Source organism: Aurantimonas sp. NFXS3 (assembly GCF_049132005.1).
Lineage (GTDB): Bacteria > Pseudomonadota > Alphaproteobacteria > Rhizobiales > Rhizobiaceae > Aurantimonas > Aurantimonas coralicida.
Window position 1 is genome coordinate 35,732 of record NZ_JAGDDZ010000004.1, and the last position, 14,430, is coordinate 50,161.

Here is a 14,430-nt window from a genome sequence, read left to right on the forward strand (position 1 = left end):
GGCTGATGTTCGATGGCGGCGACATCTGGACCCCGATCCTCCTGACCATCCAGCTCGCCGCGGCAACGACTGTGATCCTGCTTTTCCTCGGCACGCCGCTGGCCTGGTGGCTGGCGCGCTCGACAGCGCGGTGGAAGGAAATCGTCGGCACCCTGGTCGCCCTGCCGCTTGTGCTGCCGCCGACCGTCCTCGGCTTCTATCTGCTGATCGCGCTGGGGCCGGAGGGGCTCGGCGGCCTCCTCGGGCTGCGCACCCTCGCCTTCAGCTTCGAGGGGCTGGTGATCGGATCGGTGATCTATTCCATGCCCTTCGTCGTCCAGCCGATCCGCAACGCCTTCGAGGCGATCGGCGACCGGCCGCTGGAGGTCGCAGCCACTCTCCGGGCCTCGCCGCTTGATCGTTTCAGGACCATCGCCCTGCCCCTGGCGCTGCCCGGCTTTCTCACCGGCGCAGTGCTGGGCTTTGCCCACACGGTCGGCGAGTTCGGCGTCGTCCTGATGATCGGCGGGAGCATCCCCGGCGAGACCAAGGTGCTGTCGGTGGCGATCTACGACTATGTCGAGACCCTGCGCTGGGCCGAGGCTCATATCCTCGCCGGCGGCATGCTGGTCTTCTCCTTCCTCGTCATCCTGGCGATGACCCTGTTCGGCCGCCGCATCGGCCAGCCCCAGCCATGAGCGCCGAGGCCGAAACCGGGCCGGCCGGCCTCTCCGTCGCCCTGGCGGGACGTCTCGGCGCCTTCGCGCTCGACATCGCCTTCGCGGCGCCGGCGAGTGGCGTGACGGCACTGTTCGGCCCCTCCGGCTCCGGCAAGACCTCGGTGCTGCGCGGCGTCGCCGGGCTCGCCGCCTTCGACGGCCGCGTAACCGTCGGCGACGAGATCTGGCAGGACGCCGCGAGCTTTCGCCCGCCCCACCGGCGGGCCGTCGGCTATGTCTTCCAGGAAGCCAGCCTGTTTCCGCATCTCACCGTGGCGAAGAACCTCGTCTATGGCGCCCGCCGCAGCCCCGGCGGCGTCGATGCCACCCACCACGCCGAGATCGTCGAGCTTCTCGGGCTGGCACCGTTGCTTGCCCGCGCGCCGGCCGGCCTGTCGGGCGGCGAACGCCAGCGGGTCGCGCTTGGCCGCGCCATCCTGTCCCGCCCGAAGCTGCTGTTGATGGACGAGCCACTCTCGGCCCTCGACCGCTTCGCCAAGGACGAGATTCTCCCCTATTTCGAGGCGCTGCAGTCCGAACTCGCCATCCCCGTCCTCTATGTCAGCCACGACATCGCCGAGGTGGAACGGCTGGCCGACCGGATCGTCGTGATCGAGAAGGGCCGGGTCCGGGCCGCCGGCGCGCTCAATGCGGCGCTCACCGATTCCGGCCTCGGCTTCGTGCGCGATCCCCATGCGGCGGCAGTGCTGCCGGCCCGCGTCGTCGCCCACCACGCCGAAGACGCCCTCACCGAACTCGACCTCGGCGGCCAGCCGGTCTTCGTCGACGGCAGCGGCCCGCACGATGTCGGCGCGGCGCGGCGCCTGCGCATCGAGGCCCGCGACGTCAGCCTGTCGCGGGAGATCCCGACCCTGTCGACCATCTCCAATACGCTGAAGGTGCGCATCCTTGCGATCGAACCGGCCAATGCCGCCGATTATGCGGTCTTCCTGGCGCTGGAGGGGGCCGAACAGTTGAGCTTCGTCGCCAAGGTGACCCGCCGCTCGGCGCGCCGCCTGTCGCTGACGCCCGGCGACAGCGTCTTCGCGCAGATCAAGTCGGTCTCTCTCGCCACCGCCCGGGCAATCGGCGGCTGACGGCGCGCCGGCCTGTCGGACTTCTGAAAGTCACCGACCTGACCTAGGGTAGGGTCCCGAGCCGGAGGTCGAGCCAGAATGACTATGCAGGACAGGATCGCATCTCACCCCCTCGCCTATCCGGTCGCCTCGCGGCTGATGCACTGGGCCGTCGCGGTTCTCGTCCTGGCGGTCTGGCCGCTCGGCGCGGTGATCAGCGTGGTCAAGGACGACGCCAAGACCGGCTTCTACTTCTTCCACGAGTCGCTCGGCTTCCTGATCCTCTGGCTGATGCTGGCGCGCATGGCCCTGCGGCTGCTCTACCCGCCGCCGCCGCATCCGCCGATGCCGGTCTGGCAGGCGCGCATCGCCAATCTCGTCCACGGCCTTCTCTATGTCGTCCTGATCGTCCAGCCGATCGTCGGCTTCCTTGCCACCAATGCCTTCGGCTTCCCGCTCGACTGGTTCGGCCTCGGCACGGTCTGGAGCCCGGTCGGCAAATCAGACGATCTCGCCCCGATCCTGATGCAGGTGCACGAAATCCTGGCCTGGTCGATCCTCGCTTTGTTCGTGCTGCATATGGGCGGCGTCCTGCACCACCACATCCTGCGCCGCGACGCGACCTTGCACCGGATGATCTGACTGGCGAGGCCTGCGCTAGCGCGGCAGGGCCAGCACGTCGAGATGGCCGACGCGGCAGGTGCCGCGCCCGGCATTCTCCATCCGCATCTGCCGCCAGTCGGCAAGATCGGGCGTCGCGATCGTGCCGGTTTCCGCCACCGCATTCGCCATGCCGGCATCGAAGAGCCGCCGCAGCGGCGCCTCATCCGCGCCGAGACGCCATGGCGAGGACGCCGTGCGCACGGCGTATCCACGCGCCGCGAAGGCATCGGCAAGGGCCGGTCCCGCATCCGGTCCGAGCGCCGTGCCCAGCCCCTTGTCGCCGCGCTGATGGCGGTTGAACGCCGCCACCACCGCCGCATCGAGGCGATGTTCCTCGCTCCAGGCGACGCTACCGTCATAGCTGAGCGCGGCATAGAGGCCGGCCCCTTCGGCAACGAGCCGGTCGGCCAGCCGCTCGACGAAATCGCGCGAGGCAAGATCGAACAAAGCGGACGCCGTGACCAGCCGGACGCCGGACAGGTCGAGGGCATCGAGATCGGTCAGATCGGCCTGCACGGTCTCGACATTCTGCGTCGCCGCAAGCCGCCGCCCGGCCTCGGCCAGGAGCGCCGCATCGATGTCCACCAGCCGCCAGCGCAGGCGTGGCGCGTGGGGCGACACGGCGCGCAAGGTCGATCCGGTGCCACAGCCGAGATCGACGGCGAGCGGGGCGTCGCCGGCACCCTCCAGCCAGGCGACGGCGCCCTGCAGCAGGCCCGTGTCCCGCGCCGCCCCGTCGGCGGGCTCGCGAAGATCGAGCCAGTTGGTGTCGAAGCCGCTCATGCCATGGCCTTTGTCAGAACGTGTGAAAGTGTCCCGGCGCTCTCGCGCCATGACGGCAGCTTCTGTCCCGCCGCATAGGCCGCGTCGCCCATCGCGCGCCGCCGCTCCGGCCCGCTCAAGAGCAGGCGCAGCGCGTCGGCGATGCCGGCGACATCGCCCGGCGGCACCAGCACGCCGGCCGTCTCCGGCACGACCTCGGGCACCGCCCCGCCCGCACAGCCGACGATCGGCAAGCCGTGCGCCAGCGCCTCGGCGAACACCATGCCATAGCCCTCGTAGCGGCTGGCCAAAGCGAAGATGTCGGCCGCGGCATACTCACGGTCGATCGCGTCGCTTGCGCCGCACAGGGTGATGCGGTCGCCAAGCACCAGCTCGGCGATCTGTGCCATCAAGGCCTCGGCCGTCGCCGGATCGGCAGTCTCGTCGCCGACGATCCGGCAGTGCCAGTCGAGATCGCGGATGCCGGCCAGCGCATCCACCAGGGTCGCATGGTCCTTGCGGGCAATCAGGCTGCCAACCGACAGGATCGTCGGATTGTCGCCGCTGCCTTGCGCCCGCGCGGCCGCCTCGGTGCCGGGCACCACGACGGAGAGCCGGTCGTCGGCGACGGCAAAGTTGGCGACGAGCTCCCGCGCCGTGGTCGGGCTGGTCGTCACCACCTCCCGCGCGAAACCGAGGGCGCGCCGCTCGCTCGCCGCCAATCTAGCGGCCGTTGCGGGATCGAGCCCGGTTTCCAGCGCCAGCGGATGATGGATCAGCGCCACGAGACGCAGGCGTCCAGCCTCGGCTGCGGCGATCTCCGGCATCGCCCCGAAGGCCAGCCCGTCGACCAACACCAGCGCCCCGTCCGGCAGTCCGGCCAGGAGGCGCGCCGTCCCGGCGAGGACCGCGGCGTCCGGCTGCGGAAACCCGTCCGGCAGCCGCAGATGTTCGATCTGCCAGCCGAGGGCGCCGAGTTCGGCGATCATCCGCCGGTCATAGCCATAGCCGCCGCTGCGCGTCGCCAGATTGCCCGGAATCGCGAAATACAGCGTTCCGATCAAAGATCGGCCTCGTACCAGGCGCGCGCCACGTGGGATTCGTGCAGCTGGATCTTCAGGCGCTTCACCCGGGCCCCGCCGTCGCCGAGTTCCCCGGCGGCGATCTTCTCAGCGATCGCGTCGAAGAGATGCTTGGCCAGGAATTCCGTCGTCGTCACCTTGCCGGCGAAGATCTCGAGTTCGTCGAGGTTCTGGTAGTTCAGCGGCTTGACCACGCCGGCGAGGATCTCGGTCGCCAGGCCGATATCGATGGCGAGGCCATCCGCGTCGAGGCTGTCGGTGAAGAATGCCGCGTCGACGACGAAGGTCGCGCCGTGCATGCCCTGCGCCGGCCCGAAGACCGGACGCAGCAGGCTGTGGGCGATCATCATGTGGTCGCGGACTTCGACGGCGAACATGGGCAGGTCCTTTCGGGAAGCGGTTAGATGGAAGGTCAGTCGTAGCGGATGCGGTGGCACAGTGTCGCCGGGTCGGCGAGAATGCCGCCATAGCGCTCGGGCAGCTCAGTGAAGCGGGTTTCGCCGGAGACGAGACCGTCGAGGCGCGGATCGGCGAGCAGGGCCAGGGCCGTGGCCATCCGGCGGCCGAGGCTCCACCGGGCCCGGCGCTCGGGCGGTACATGGCCGACCTGCGAGGCGACGATCTGCAGGCGGCGACTGTGGAACGCTCCGCCCAGAGGCACGCTGACCGGGCGGTCGCCATACCAGCTCAATTCGACGATGCGCGCCTCGAAGCCCGCCGCTTCGATGGCGGTCGCAAGCCCTGCCGTGCTGGCGGAGGCATGGACGACCACGTCGCAATCGGCCGGCGCCTCTGCCGGAGAGGCGAAGCCGCAGCCAAGCATCTGCGCGATGGCGGCCCGCTCGGGGTTCAGATCGACGAGGCAGGTGTCGGTGCCGGGAATGCGGGCGGCCAGCCAGGCGACCAGCAGGCCGATGAGGCCGCCGCCGACGATGGCGACCCGGTCACCGGGCGCGATCTCTGCGTCCCAGACCACGTTGAGCGCGGTTTCCATGTTGGCGGCGAGCACCGCCCGTTCCGCCGGCACGTCGTCCGGAACCGGAACGGCCATCGCGGCGGGCGCCTGAAAGCGGTCCTGATGCGGATGCAGGCAGAAGACCGTCTGGCCGAGCCGTTCGGGCGGGCCGGCAACGATCTCGCCGACGGTCGAATAGCCGTATTTCACCGGAAACGGGAAATCCCCCGCCTGAAGCGGCGCGCGCATCCGCTCATGCTCGCTCTCCGGCACGTGTCCCGCCGCCACCAGCGCCTCGGTGCCGCGGCTGATCGCCCCGAACCGGCTGGCGATCTCCACCGATCCCACGGCGAGCCCGCCGAGTTCTTCCACGCGCAAATCCGGTCGATCCGGCCCTTCGAGCCAGAGAGCGCGACATATGGTCGTCATGGGCACAGTCGCCTTTCGATCGATCGTGGCTCGCCGGCAGCAGCGATGTCGGCGTCCCCGCGCTGCGCACACCGGCCTCGACGGGCCGGGTTGTCGCGCAAGTGGCTGAATTCGCAGCCGAGGCCGCGCGGCGTCAGCGGGACTGGTGAATCTGGAGAGAGGAACTAAATCCCCATGTGATCGGGTCAACAGGACTGCGACGGCTCGGCCGTTTCGCAAGGGGTGACGATCTATCCCATATCGGGCGCTGGGGATTTTCCCCATCGACCCGACATAGGGTGCCAGCGATCGGGTTCCGGTCGAAGCAACGCGAACGGTCCGCGAAGGGGCCAGAACGGGCGGGTAGGATGACCATCCACACCAACGCGTCAGCAGCCGACCCGGCACAGGTGTCGCTGGCGTCCTTCGGTCCCGATGCGGCAATCCGCTGCGAGCGCGCCGCCGCGGAATTGCGCTTCGGGCGACCGATCCGGATCGTCGGCGAAGACGGGGCGGCACTGGTCGCGCTGACGCTGGACACCGCGACCCCCACCGGCTTCCGCGACCTCTCCGACATGCTAAGCGGCCGTCTGCAGCTCTATCTGACCCCGCAGCGCGCCAGCGTCCTTGCCATCGACGCCCCGGATGGCGCCATGATCGGCATCGATGGCATGGACTTCGACACCGCCTGTCACCTGGGCTATCTGCGCGGCGCTGTTCCGCCCGAAGGCTGGCAACCGGCCAGCCCCCTGGCCGGCGAGGCTGCCGGCGTCGCCCGTCTGGCGCTGCTGCTGCCGGCCATCGTCTGCGCGTCGATCGCCGCCGACGATCCGATCTTCGCCGACTGCGCGACCATCGGGGTCGGCGACATCGCCGTGGCGCTGGCCGCGACGTCCCGCCGTTTCGAGGTGGTGGCCGAGACGGCCGTACCGCTGGCGGGAATCAAGGAGGCACGCTTCGTCGTGTTCCGCGGCGGCTTTGCCCAGCGCGACCAGATCGCCATCGTGGTCGGCCAGCCGGACCGCGCCTTTCCTGTGCCGGTGCGGGTCCACTCCTCCTGCATCACAGGCGATCTCTTCGGGTCGCTGAAATGCGATTGCGGCGACCAGCTGCGCAACGGCCTGAAGACGCTGGAAGCGCGCGGCGGCGGCGTGCTGCTGTATCTCGACCAGGAAGGGCGCGGCACCGGCATCGCGTCCAAGATGCGCGCCTATGGCCTGCAGGCCGAAGGCCTCGACACGATCGACGCCGATGCGGAGCTGGGCTTCGGGGCCGACGAACGCCGCTACGAGACCGCCGCCGCCATGCTCGACGGTCTCGACATCAAGCGCATCGACCTTCTGACCAACAACCCGCTCAAGGTGGCCTATCTGAAGGCCTGCGGCATCGACGTGGTGGATCGCACCCCGGTCACGGGGACGGTGACGGTCGAGAACCGCCGCTATCTGCGCACCAAGGCCGAACGCGGCGGCCATCTCCTGGCCGTCGATCGCCTGTTCGGCGGCTGACCGCAGGGTCGATTGCGCCGCGTCAGGCGGGATCGAGGAAGCAGTAGACGTCGCCGGAATTCGCGGCCTCCGGCAGGCGTGACAGATGCTCAGCCATCGCCTCGGCGGTGTCGCCCGCCGACGTTTCCCAGGCATGGCTTTCGCCCAGCGAGAGACGAAACCGGTGATAGCCCAGCGCGCGCGCCCGGGACAGCGCGGCCAGCGCGACGTCCCGCTGCAAGGTCGTGAACTCGAAGGAGAGGATCGGCACCGGGGCGCTCAGCCCGGCAAGCACCCGGTCCTCCAGCCCCTCCACGTCGATCTTGATGAAGGCCGGCCGGCCATGGGCGGCGATCAGATCGTCGAGCGTCACCGCCGGCACGGTGACCGCCCCGTCCCACACCTGATCGCGCCAGCCGGTCCCGCTTGCGGCGGCCGCGACCAGCGCGTCAGACCCCGTGGTGACGGTCGGATTGGCGCTGTTCACATGCAGCCGGATCTCGCCCGGCGCATCGGAAACGGCCGCCTGCACGATGTCGATGCGGCGGCGCCAACCGAAGACCAGCCGCAGCAGCGCGGCAAGACGGGGCTGGGGCTCGACCGCCACCACCCGCGCGCTGAGACCGTGCAGGACACGGGTCCTGTCGCCGACATGGGCACCGATGTCGAAGACCAGATCGCCCGGCCGGACCAGACCGCCATAGAAGGCTGCAAGGCTGCGCAGATGCCGGCGGTCGCCGTGATAGATGGCGAGGCTGCGCAGGATGCCCGACCAGCCCCGGAAGCTGCCGACGCTCCGTGCGCCCATCAGCGGCGGCCGATGTCCGCATCGATCCGGATCGGCACCGGCGCGGCATAGGCGTTGCGGACAGCTTCGCCGGCGACGGGACGCCGCCAGCGCCGCGCGGTCGCCGGCACCAGATCCTTCAGGACCATCGGCAGGGCGGATTCCTCCGGCACGGCAAACAGGCCCGCGCGCGACAGGACGCGGCCGAGGACCGGCATGGCGGTGACGACGGTGAAGGGGATCGCCACGAGGAGGCCGGCAACGAAGGGCAGCGACCAGACCAGCGCCAGCGGTGCGGCGGCGAACAGCGTGACCGCCATCACACCGCCGAACAGGGTCTGCGGCCACATCGCCCGGGTCGCCGACCCCCATCCGACGCCCAGCACGTCGCGGTTCTGGCCACTCCAGGTCACCGAGCGCCCGAAGGGCAGTCCAGCCAAGAAGATCGTCACATAGACCGCGACGACCGGCGCCATCAGCATGGACATCAGGATCTCGACAAGGGTCGAGACGGCGAAGCGCAGCGGCCCGCCATAGGAGCGCACGGCGCCGCGGGTCAGAACCACGTCGAGCGCCCCGGCCAGTTTGGGCGAGATGCTCAGGAAGAAGATCACCGCGAACAAGGCCAGACCCAGTTCCACGTAGCGGGCGTCGAAGGTCCCGGTCACGGCCTTGGCACAGGCCGCGATGGTCATCGCCAGCCAGGCCGGCGGCGCCATGTACATCAGGATCGCCTGCAGGATCTGGAAGCGGCTGAGCGGCGCAAGGCCGGGCGTGAACAGGAACCGCCAGTACTGCATATTGCCTTGGCACCAGCGCAGGTCGCGCTTGGCGAAGTCCGGCAGGGTCGGCGGATTGGTCTCGTAGCTGCGGGTCTCGACCGGGATCACCCGGACCTCGTAGCCGGCGCGGCGCATGAACGCCGCCTCGAGCTGGTCGTGGCTGAGCACCGGACCGCCGAGCGGCGGGCGCCCCGGCAGGTCCGGCAACTTGCAATGGGCCCGGAACGCCGCCGTGCGGACGACGGCATTGTGCCCCCAATAGGGCCCGCAATCGGCGTTCCACCAGGCGGCGCCCATGGTGAAGGAGCGCATGCCGTGACGCATGCCGAACTGGAAAATCCGCGCAAAACCGCTGTTCGCCGGCATGCCGACGACGAGGCTCTGAAGGATGCCGAGCCGCGGATGCCGCTCCATCGCCGCCACCATGCGCACCATGACGTCGCCGGCCATGACGCTGTCGGAATCGAGCGGCAGGAAATAATCGTACTCCGCTCCCTCGTCGGCGAGGAACGCGGCGATGTTGCCCGCCTTGTAGCCGGCATTGTCGCGGCGGCGGCGATAGACCGGCTCGCTTCCCGGCGCGAAGATGGCCGTGAAACCCTCGAAAGCCACCTCTTCACGCTGCCCGATCTCGGCGTCGTCGGTGTCGCTGAGGATGAAGAAGCGGAAATGGTCGGCAAGGCCGGTCTTGGCGAGGCTGCGGCGCATGGCCTCCAGCCGCTCGAAGCTCGGCTCCGGCGCCTCGTTGCGCAAGGTCATGACGATGGCGGTGCGGCTGGTCAGCCGCGCCGGACGCCCCGCGGGTCCGGCCTCGAAGAACGGATAGACGCTGGCCGAAGGGTCGGCGGGTCCATGCAGCAGGACGAGACCGATCACCGCATTCCAGAAGCCCAGCACCGTCCACGGCGTCGCCAGCGCGAAACCAGCCAAGATAACGGCCTCGAGGGCATCGATCCCGTCGCCCGACAGGATCAGCGTCACGCCCGCGGCGAGCCCGACGATCGTCGCCAGATTCAGCGCGGCGACAAACCAGCGACGCAGGGCAATCGGCCAGCCGACTGTCTCGATAACCGGCAGCGCGGCTTCCGGCGCCGGCACGCGGTCGGTCTCGACCATCTTGCGGATGTCGCCACCGCCTTGGGGTTCGCGCAGCACGTCTCGCACCTCGAATGACGATGAATGTCTTGGCCAGAGCCTTGCGGGCCATGCGCCGCACAAAGGCGTCCGCATGAAGGGCGGAAAACGCGACCGTTCGATGACCGTTGCATCACGAAACCGCGTCCGATCGCCTCAGGCGCAGCGATTTACAGGCAGCTAACGCTGCGCTGCCGCGGTGGTCGCGGGCGAGAAGGCGGGCCGGTCGGCATCGGGATACCAGTATCGCGCCGCTGGCTTGTCGCGCTCGATCAAAACGAAATTGTTGGCGAAGACCCGGTAGGGATGGCTCCATTCGCCATCCGGCCATTGCACGCGGATCTCCGCCCGTTCGGCCGTGCCGAGCCCCAGATGGACGAAGCCGGAGGTGCCCGAGGCGTGGCCCCCGCCAACCTGGATCGTCCGGTTGAGCGAGACCGTGCCGATCTTCACCGACAGCTTGGCCCCGAGCGCCGCGCGGTTGCCGCCTTTCTGGCTGAGCGCGACTTGCAGGAAATTGCCCAAAGGCCGCGTGCCGAAATCGCTCCGGCCGCCGAGATTGCGGAACAGGCTGGCCGGCCCGCCGCGATTGACCACCAGAATGTCCTCGGCGCCGTCGAGGTTGAAGTCGGTGAGCAAGGCGCCGCGCCCCTTGGTCGGCAGGGCCAGTCCCGCCGCCTCGCCGCGCTCGGTGAAGCGGCCGTCGAAACCGCCCATCAGGAGATTGTCCGGATCGTAGGCGGCAAAATCCGGCATCGCCTCGACATTGCCCTTGGCGATGAAGAGATCGAGCGCCGTGTCGTTGTTGAAATCGGCAAAGCCCGCATGCCAGCCTGTCGAGGGCCGGCCCTGATCACCGGTGTAGGGGCGGTGCGCCGTCGCCCGCCGCTCGAAGGCCTCGTCGCGATAGGTCGGCGCGTCCTCGAACTCCCGGTCGAGGAATTGCAGTTTGGTGTCGCCCATCGAGGTCAGGGCATATTCGGGATAGCCGTCGCCATCCACGTCGCCCTCGGCGATGCCCATGCCCCAGATGGTCAGATGCTGCCAGCCATCGGCCTTGCGATAGGGACGCGGTGCCCGGCCCGGCTCGACCCGCCAGAGCTGCTCCTCGCCGCCGCGGTAATATTGCCGGTCATTGGTGATCCGCAGCGATGGCTGGCCGGAGCGGTTCCAGTCGGTGAACAGCATCGACAGGGCGCAGAAACCGGGACTGAGCGCCGTCGGCTCGGAATAGTCCGGCTGCCCGTCGCCCCCTTCGCGGGGACGCAGCAGCACATTGTCGGCGCAGGTGCCCCAGGGCGAGCCTGGCGCGGCGCGATCGACGTAATTGCCGAAGGCCAGTGTCGGATAGGTCGCCCCCGGCTCGACGATGGCCGAGAAGGCGGTGGTCCAGGCCCGTCCGCCATCGAACTTCCAGTCGAAATTCGCCTTCTCGAAGCGGCATTCCGGCCCGCCTTTCAGAAGCAGGTTCGCACCGACCCGCAACAGCACCAGATCCTCGTGGCCGTCCTGATCGATATCCAGCGGATAGGCGCCGGTCACATTGGCGAGATCCCTCGGGTCGATGTCCTGCGCCAGCTTCTCGAAGGCCAGCCGCCCGCCCGCCTGCGATCGGTTGGCGTAGAAACCGGCCTCGCCCTTGCCGCCCGCCAGAAACAGGTCGGGAAAGCGGTCGCCATTGCAGTCGAAAGCCGCACCGCCGCCGCCGACGAAGAACTCCCACGGCCCGCCATAGCTGTGTGCGATGCCGGCCGCCTTGGCCTCCTCCTGGAAGAGCGGCGTGTCGCCGGCAAATGGCAAAGGCGTGTCCGCGGGCCCCGCGGCATGGGCAAGGCCCGCCGAGGCCAGCAGCACGAAGGCGGCCCCCATGATGCAGAAGCCGCCGCCGCGGGCCGGGGTCTGGTGGCCGGTCATGGCGTGATCCTCAAGGTCTTCAGCCAGGCGATCAGGGCCGAGCGGTCGGCTTCGGTCAGATCGCCATAGCCCGCTGCACTTTCGCTGGCCGCACCGCCATGGGCGCGGATCACCTCGTCCAGCGTGGTCATGTCGCCGCGATGGCCGTAGGGCGCCGTGTCGGCCAGCCCCCAGAGCTCGGCGGTCATGAAGACGTCGCGCTCGACGAAGCGCTGGGCCAGCGTCTCATTGCCGAGATCAGCGGTGCGGGTGTCGGCAATGCGGTGGCGCTTCAGATCGCCGAACAGCGGCACCAGCACCCGCCCTTCGGCGTCGCGCGGCAGGTGCCGGGCCCACTCGGTCAGGGCAAGGTCGTAGACGGCCGGCGTCTCGACATCGCCGGTGCGCAGGGTCCCGGCGGTGTCGACCGGACCGGGATCGGCGAAGGCAAGGCTGTCCAGCGGCAGCGACGGGCGATGGCAGCTCATGCAGCCGAGTTCCGAAAAGACGTCGCGCCCCCGTGCGGCGGCCTTGCGCCATGCAGGATCCTCTGGCGCGATCTCGCGCGGCGCCGGCAATGTCGCCTGCCAGGCGACCAGCGCCGAAACCTCGCCGGCGCCGAGCTCGTCATCGTGCCCGTCCCCATCGAAATCCGCCGTGCCGGTCCAGCGCGTGCCCCAGCGCTCGTCGGGCTGCATGCCGTGATGCTGGTTGAGCGCATTGACGGTGAACTGGCGCAGCGAGGTCATCACCCCCTTCTGGGTGAAGGGGCGTACCACCAGATCGTCGTCGACGCCGTCGAGTTCGCCGAGATCCACCGATCCGTCGGGCAGCGCGGTGATCCGTCCGAAATCGACGCCCTTCGACGTCAACGTCCGACGAACTTCCATGCCGCTCGCGCGGGCCTCCTTCAGCGCCTCGGCCCGCGCCGCCGTCAGATCGACGGTCATTTCGCGCGCCAGAAGCTCGATCAGCCCGGCGCCGAACAGATGGTTGGTGCCGCGCTCGTTGGAAAATTGCGGATCGAGCGTGTCGAACTCGGCGCTCTCGAAGCCTTCCGACACGAAGGCATTGGCGACGAAGCCACCGGCGCCGCCGGCGACCGGTTCGTTGTGGCAGGACGAGCAGGCATTGGCGTCGGGTCCGGCGAGGCGCTGGAAGGCGTGCTCGGCCGGGCGCCGGCTGCGGGTCGGCACGATCGCCTGGGTCGCATTCGGCCGCCCTGCCCCGTCGAGAATGGTGAAGCGCGCTGCAAACAGTGCGCGGCCCTGTTCGGTCAGCTCCGCGAGGGCCTCGGCGGACAGGGGCCCGGCCAGCATCGCGGGATCGATCCTCTGGCGGATCGTGCGCTCGCTCCAGGCGGGCTCCTCCGCCATCGCCGGTGCGAGCGGTCCGCCCAGCGAGCCGAGCAGGATCATCGCGAGGATCGCAGGACGATGTCGCATCAGGCCGCCTCCCTCGTCTCGGCGCCGCCGGCGCCAGCGAACTCGCCGTCCACGGCCGCCAGTGCCTTGGCCGCGGCGGCCTCGAACACCAGCTCGTCCACATCCTCGACCCGCGAGAAGGGCGTGTCGACACCGACGCCGTCGATGGCGCTGTCGCCGATGCCGGCACGGATCGTCGGCTCCAGAAGGTCCATGGCGTGGGCCCCGGCGCCGGTGACCACGATCGGCAGCGGGTCGATCAGCGTGAACATGCGCCCGAGACTGTAGCCGATCGCCGTGCCCGCCTCCTCGAAGGCTGCCAGCGCAGCGGCATCGCCGGAGCGGGCGAGCGCCGCCAGCCGGTGCATGTCCTCGTCGGAAATCCGCCGTGTCGGGATTTCGTCGGTCCGCCCGTAGGCGCGGCGCCAGATCGCATAGTCGCCGGCATAGGCTTCCACGCAGCCGCGATTGCCGCAGCGGCAGAGCGCGCCGCCGGGAATGTGGTTGATATGGCCGAACTCCACCGCCGAGGAGCGTTGGCCCTGAAAGGTGCTGCCCCCGAGCCGCAGCCCCATGCCGACACCGAAGCCGATGAACAGGGTGGCAAAGTCGCGCCCGACGAAATCGGGCTTCCAGCGGAACGCCTCGGGCATCAGCGAGCAGTCGTTGAAGACGCCGACCTCGGCGCCGGTCAGCGTCGACAGCGGGCCCGCGATTTCCAGATTGCGCGCCTTCAGCGTCGGCGACCACAGGATGCGCCGGGCATTGCTGTCGGTCTTGCCCTGCACCGCCAGAACGATCTGCCGGGGTGACGGCGCACCGGGGCTCGCCGTCTCCGCCTCGCGCAGGAGCTCCACCAGCAGCCTCACCAGCCCGTCCTGATCAAGATCGGCGATGTCGCGTTCGCAGGAGGCCGCACCGAGGGTCACACCGCGATAGTCGCACAGCCGCACCGACAATTCGCCGACGGCGATCTTCGCGGTGGCGACGGTGGCGGCCGTCCCCTGCAGGCCGAGGCTCTTGCCGGGCCGACCACGGCGCGAGGCGCGTTCGTCCTCGTCGACCTCAACGATGAGGTCGGCGCGCAGCATGCCGGTGGTGATCGCGGACGCCGCCGACACCGACAGGCCGGTGGCCGCACTGATCGCCTTGCGGGTGGCGATCCCGGTGCGTCTGAGATGGTCGATGACCGCGCGGCGATTGTGTACGCGCACGGCATCCGCATCGGTCTTGGCGAGCATGATCCCTGGTTCCTCCCCCGGCCTAGGACGGCCGCCCT

General features: G+C 69.5%; 13 protein-coding genes. 4 read left to right on the top strand and 9 right to left on the bottom strand.

Annotated features, from left to right (window positions below; translation table 11 throughout):
- Nucleotides 1–5 precede the first annotated feature (5 nt).
- The 3 genes from modB (at nt 6) to J3367_RS12505 (ending at nt 2,416) form a co-directional block, all read left to right on the top strand.
- Nucleotides 6–677: a molybdate ABC transporter permease subunit gene (gene modB, locus J3367_RS12495; protein WP_024351663.1), complete on the top strand. Its 672-nt coding sequence runs from the start codon at nt 6–8 to the stop codon at nt 675–677.
- A complete protein-coding gene (modC, locus tag J3367_RS12500) occupies nt 674–1,795 on the top strand; it encodes a molybdenum ABC transporter ATP-binding protein (protein ID WP_024351662.1) in 1,122 nt (373 codons plus the stop codon). Before modB ends, modC begins: the two co-directional genes overlap by 4 nt.
- A gap of 78 nt (nt 1,796–1,873) precedes the next feature.
- Complete coding sequence (locus J3367_RS12505) at nt 1,874–2,416, top strand: cytochrome b (protein ID WP_009208151.1); 543 nt, start codon at nt 1,874–1,876, stop codon at nt 2,414–2,416.
- Nucleotides 2,417–2,431: 15 nt separating this feature from the next.
- Here J3367_RS12505 and J3367_RS12510 read toward each other — a convergent pair whose 3' ends face one another.
- From J3367_RS12510 to J3367_RS12525, 4 genes are read right to left on the bottom strand one after another with little or no spacing between them, the layout of a single operon-like run.
- The gene (locus J3367_RS12510) at nt 2,432–3,220 is read right to left on the bottom strand and encodes a class I SAM-dependent methyltransferase (RefSeq protein WP_024351661.1); all 789 of its coding nucleotides are present in this window, start codon (nt 3,218–3,220) and stop codon (nt 2,432–2,434) included.
- Entirely contained in the window at nt 3,217–4,263 is a 1,047-nt protein-coding gene (locus J3367_RS12515; protein WP_024351660.1) for a glycosyltransferase family 4 protein, read from the bottom strand. Before J3367_RS12515 ends, J3367_RS12510 begins: the two co-directional genes overlap by 4 nt.
- Nucleotides 4,260–4,658 carry a 6-pyruvoyl trahydropterin synthase family protein gene (locus J3367_RS12520; protein WP_024351659.1) on the bottom strand — a complete coding sequence of 133 codons (399 nt, stop codon included), beginning with the start codon at nt 4,656–4,658 and terminating at the stop codon, nt 4,260–4,262. The genes J3367_RS12515 and J3367_RS12520 overlap by 4 nt, the downstream gene beginning before the upstream one ends.
- 35 nt (nt 4,659–4,693) lie before the next feature.
- Entirely contained in the window at nt 4,694–5,608 is a 915-nt protein-coding gene (locus tag J3367_RS12525) for a zinc-dependent alcohol dehydrogenase (protein ID WP_244495458.1), read from the bottom strand.
- Nucleotides 5,609–6,012: 404 nt separating this feature from the next.
- Here J3367_RS12525 and ribA point away from each other — a divergent pair, with 404 nt between their 5' ends.
- Nucleotides 6,013–7,152 carry a GTP cyclohydrolase II RibA gene (gene ribA / locus J3367_RS12530; protein WP_024351657.1) on the top strand — a complete coding sequence of 380 codons (1,140 nt, stop codon included), beginning with the start codon at nt 6,013–6,015 and terminating at the stop codon, nt 7,150–7,152.
- A gap of 22 nt (nt 7,153–7,174) precedes the next feature.
- On the opposite strand, the gene J3367_RS12535 is transcribed toward ribA, so the two are convergent.
- The 5 genes from J3367_RS12535 to J3367_RS12555 form a co-directional block, all read right to left on the bottom strand.
- The gene (locus J3367_RS12535) at nt 7,175–7,939 is read right to left on the bottom strand and encodes an FkbM family methyltransferase (RefSeq protein WP_024351656.1); all 765 of its coding nucleotides are present in this window, start codon (nt 7,937–7,939) and stop codon (nt 7,175–7,177) included.
- Entirely contained in the window at nt 7,939–9,855 is a 1,917-nt protein-coding gene (mdoH, locus tag J3367_RS12540) for a glucans biosynthesis glucosyltransferase MdoH (RefSeq protein ID WP_024351655.1), read from the bottom strand. Before mdoH ends, J3367_RS12535 begins: the two co-directional genes overlap by 1 nt.
- Before the next feature lie 159 nt (nt 9,856–10,014).
- On the bottom strand, nt 10,015–11,748 hold the full coding sequence (locus J3367_RS12545) for an FG-GAP-like repeat-containing protein (protein WP_024351654.1): 1,734 nt from the start codon (nt 11,746–11,748) through the stop codon (nt 10,015–10,017).
- Nucleotides 11,745–13,172: a di-heme oxidoredictase family protein gene (locus J3367_RS12550; RefSeq protein ID WP_029703519.1), complete on the bottom strand. Its 1,428-nt coding sequence runs from the start codon at nt 13,170–13,172 to the stop codon at nt 11,745–11,747. The genes J3367_RS12545 and J3367_RS12550 overlap by 4 nt, the downstream gene beginning before the upstream one ends.
- Nucleotides 13,172–14,392 (bottom strand): ROK family protein, encoded by a 1,221-nt coding sequence (locus J3367_RS12555; RefSeq protein WP_024351652.1) that lies wholly within the window; start codon nt 14,390–14,392, stop codon nt 13,172–13,174. Before J3367_RS12555 ends, J3367_RS12550 begins: the two co-directional genes overlap by 1 nt.
- Between the last annotated feature and the right edge of the window lie 38 nt (nt 14,393–14,430).

Excerpts from the sequence above, each read along its gene's own strand:
- J3367_RS12555 (WP_024351652.1), bottom strand. The coding sequence starts at position 14,392 with ATGCTCGCCAAGACCGATGCGGATGCCGTGCGCGTACACAATCGCCGC.
- ribA (WP_024351657.1), top strand. The coding sequence starts at position 6,013 with ATGACCATCCACACCAACGCGTCAGCAGCCGACCCGGCACAGGTGTCG.
- J3367_RS12520 (WP_024351659.1), bottom strand. The coding sequence starts at position 4,658 with ATGTTCGCCGTCGAAGTCCGCGACCACATGATGATCGCCCACAGCCTG.
- J3367_RS12545 (WP_024351654.1), bottom strand. The coding sequence starts at position 11,748 with ATGACCGGCCACCAGACCCCGGCCCGCGGCGGCGGCTTCTGCATCATG.
- modB (WP_024351663.1), top strand. The coding sequence starts at position 6 with ATGTTCGATGGCGGCGACATCTGGACCCCGATCCTCCTGACCATCCAG.
- modC (WP_024351662.1), top strand. The coding sequence starts at position 674 with ATGAGCGCCGAGGCCGAAACCGGGCCGGCCGGCCTCTCCGTCGCCCTG.
- J3367_RS12510 (WP_024351661.1), bottom strand. The coding sequence starts at position 3,220 with ATGAGCGGCTTCGACACCAACTGGCTCGATCTTCGCGAGCCCGCCGAC.
- J3367_RS12505 (WP_009208151.1), top strand. The coding sequence starts at position 1,874 with ATGACTATGCAGGACAGGATCGCATCTCACCCCCTCGCCTATCCGGTC.
- J3367_RS12550 (WP_029703519.1), bottom strand. The coding sequence starts at position 13,172 with ATGCGACATCGTCCTGCGATCCTCGCGATGATCCTGCTCGGCTCGCTG.
- J3367_RS12535 (WP_024351656.1), bottom strand. The coding sequence starts at position 7,939 with ATGGGCGCACGGAGCGTCGGCAGCTTCCGGGGCTGGTCGGGCATCCTG.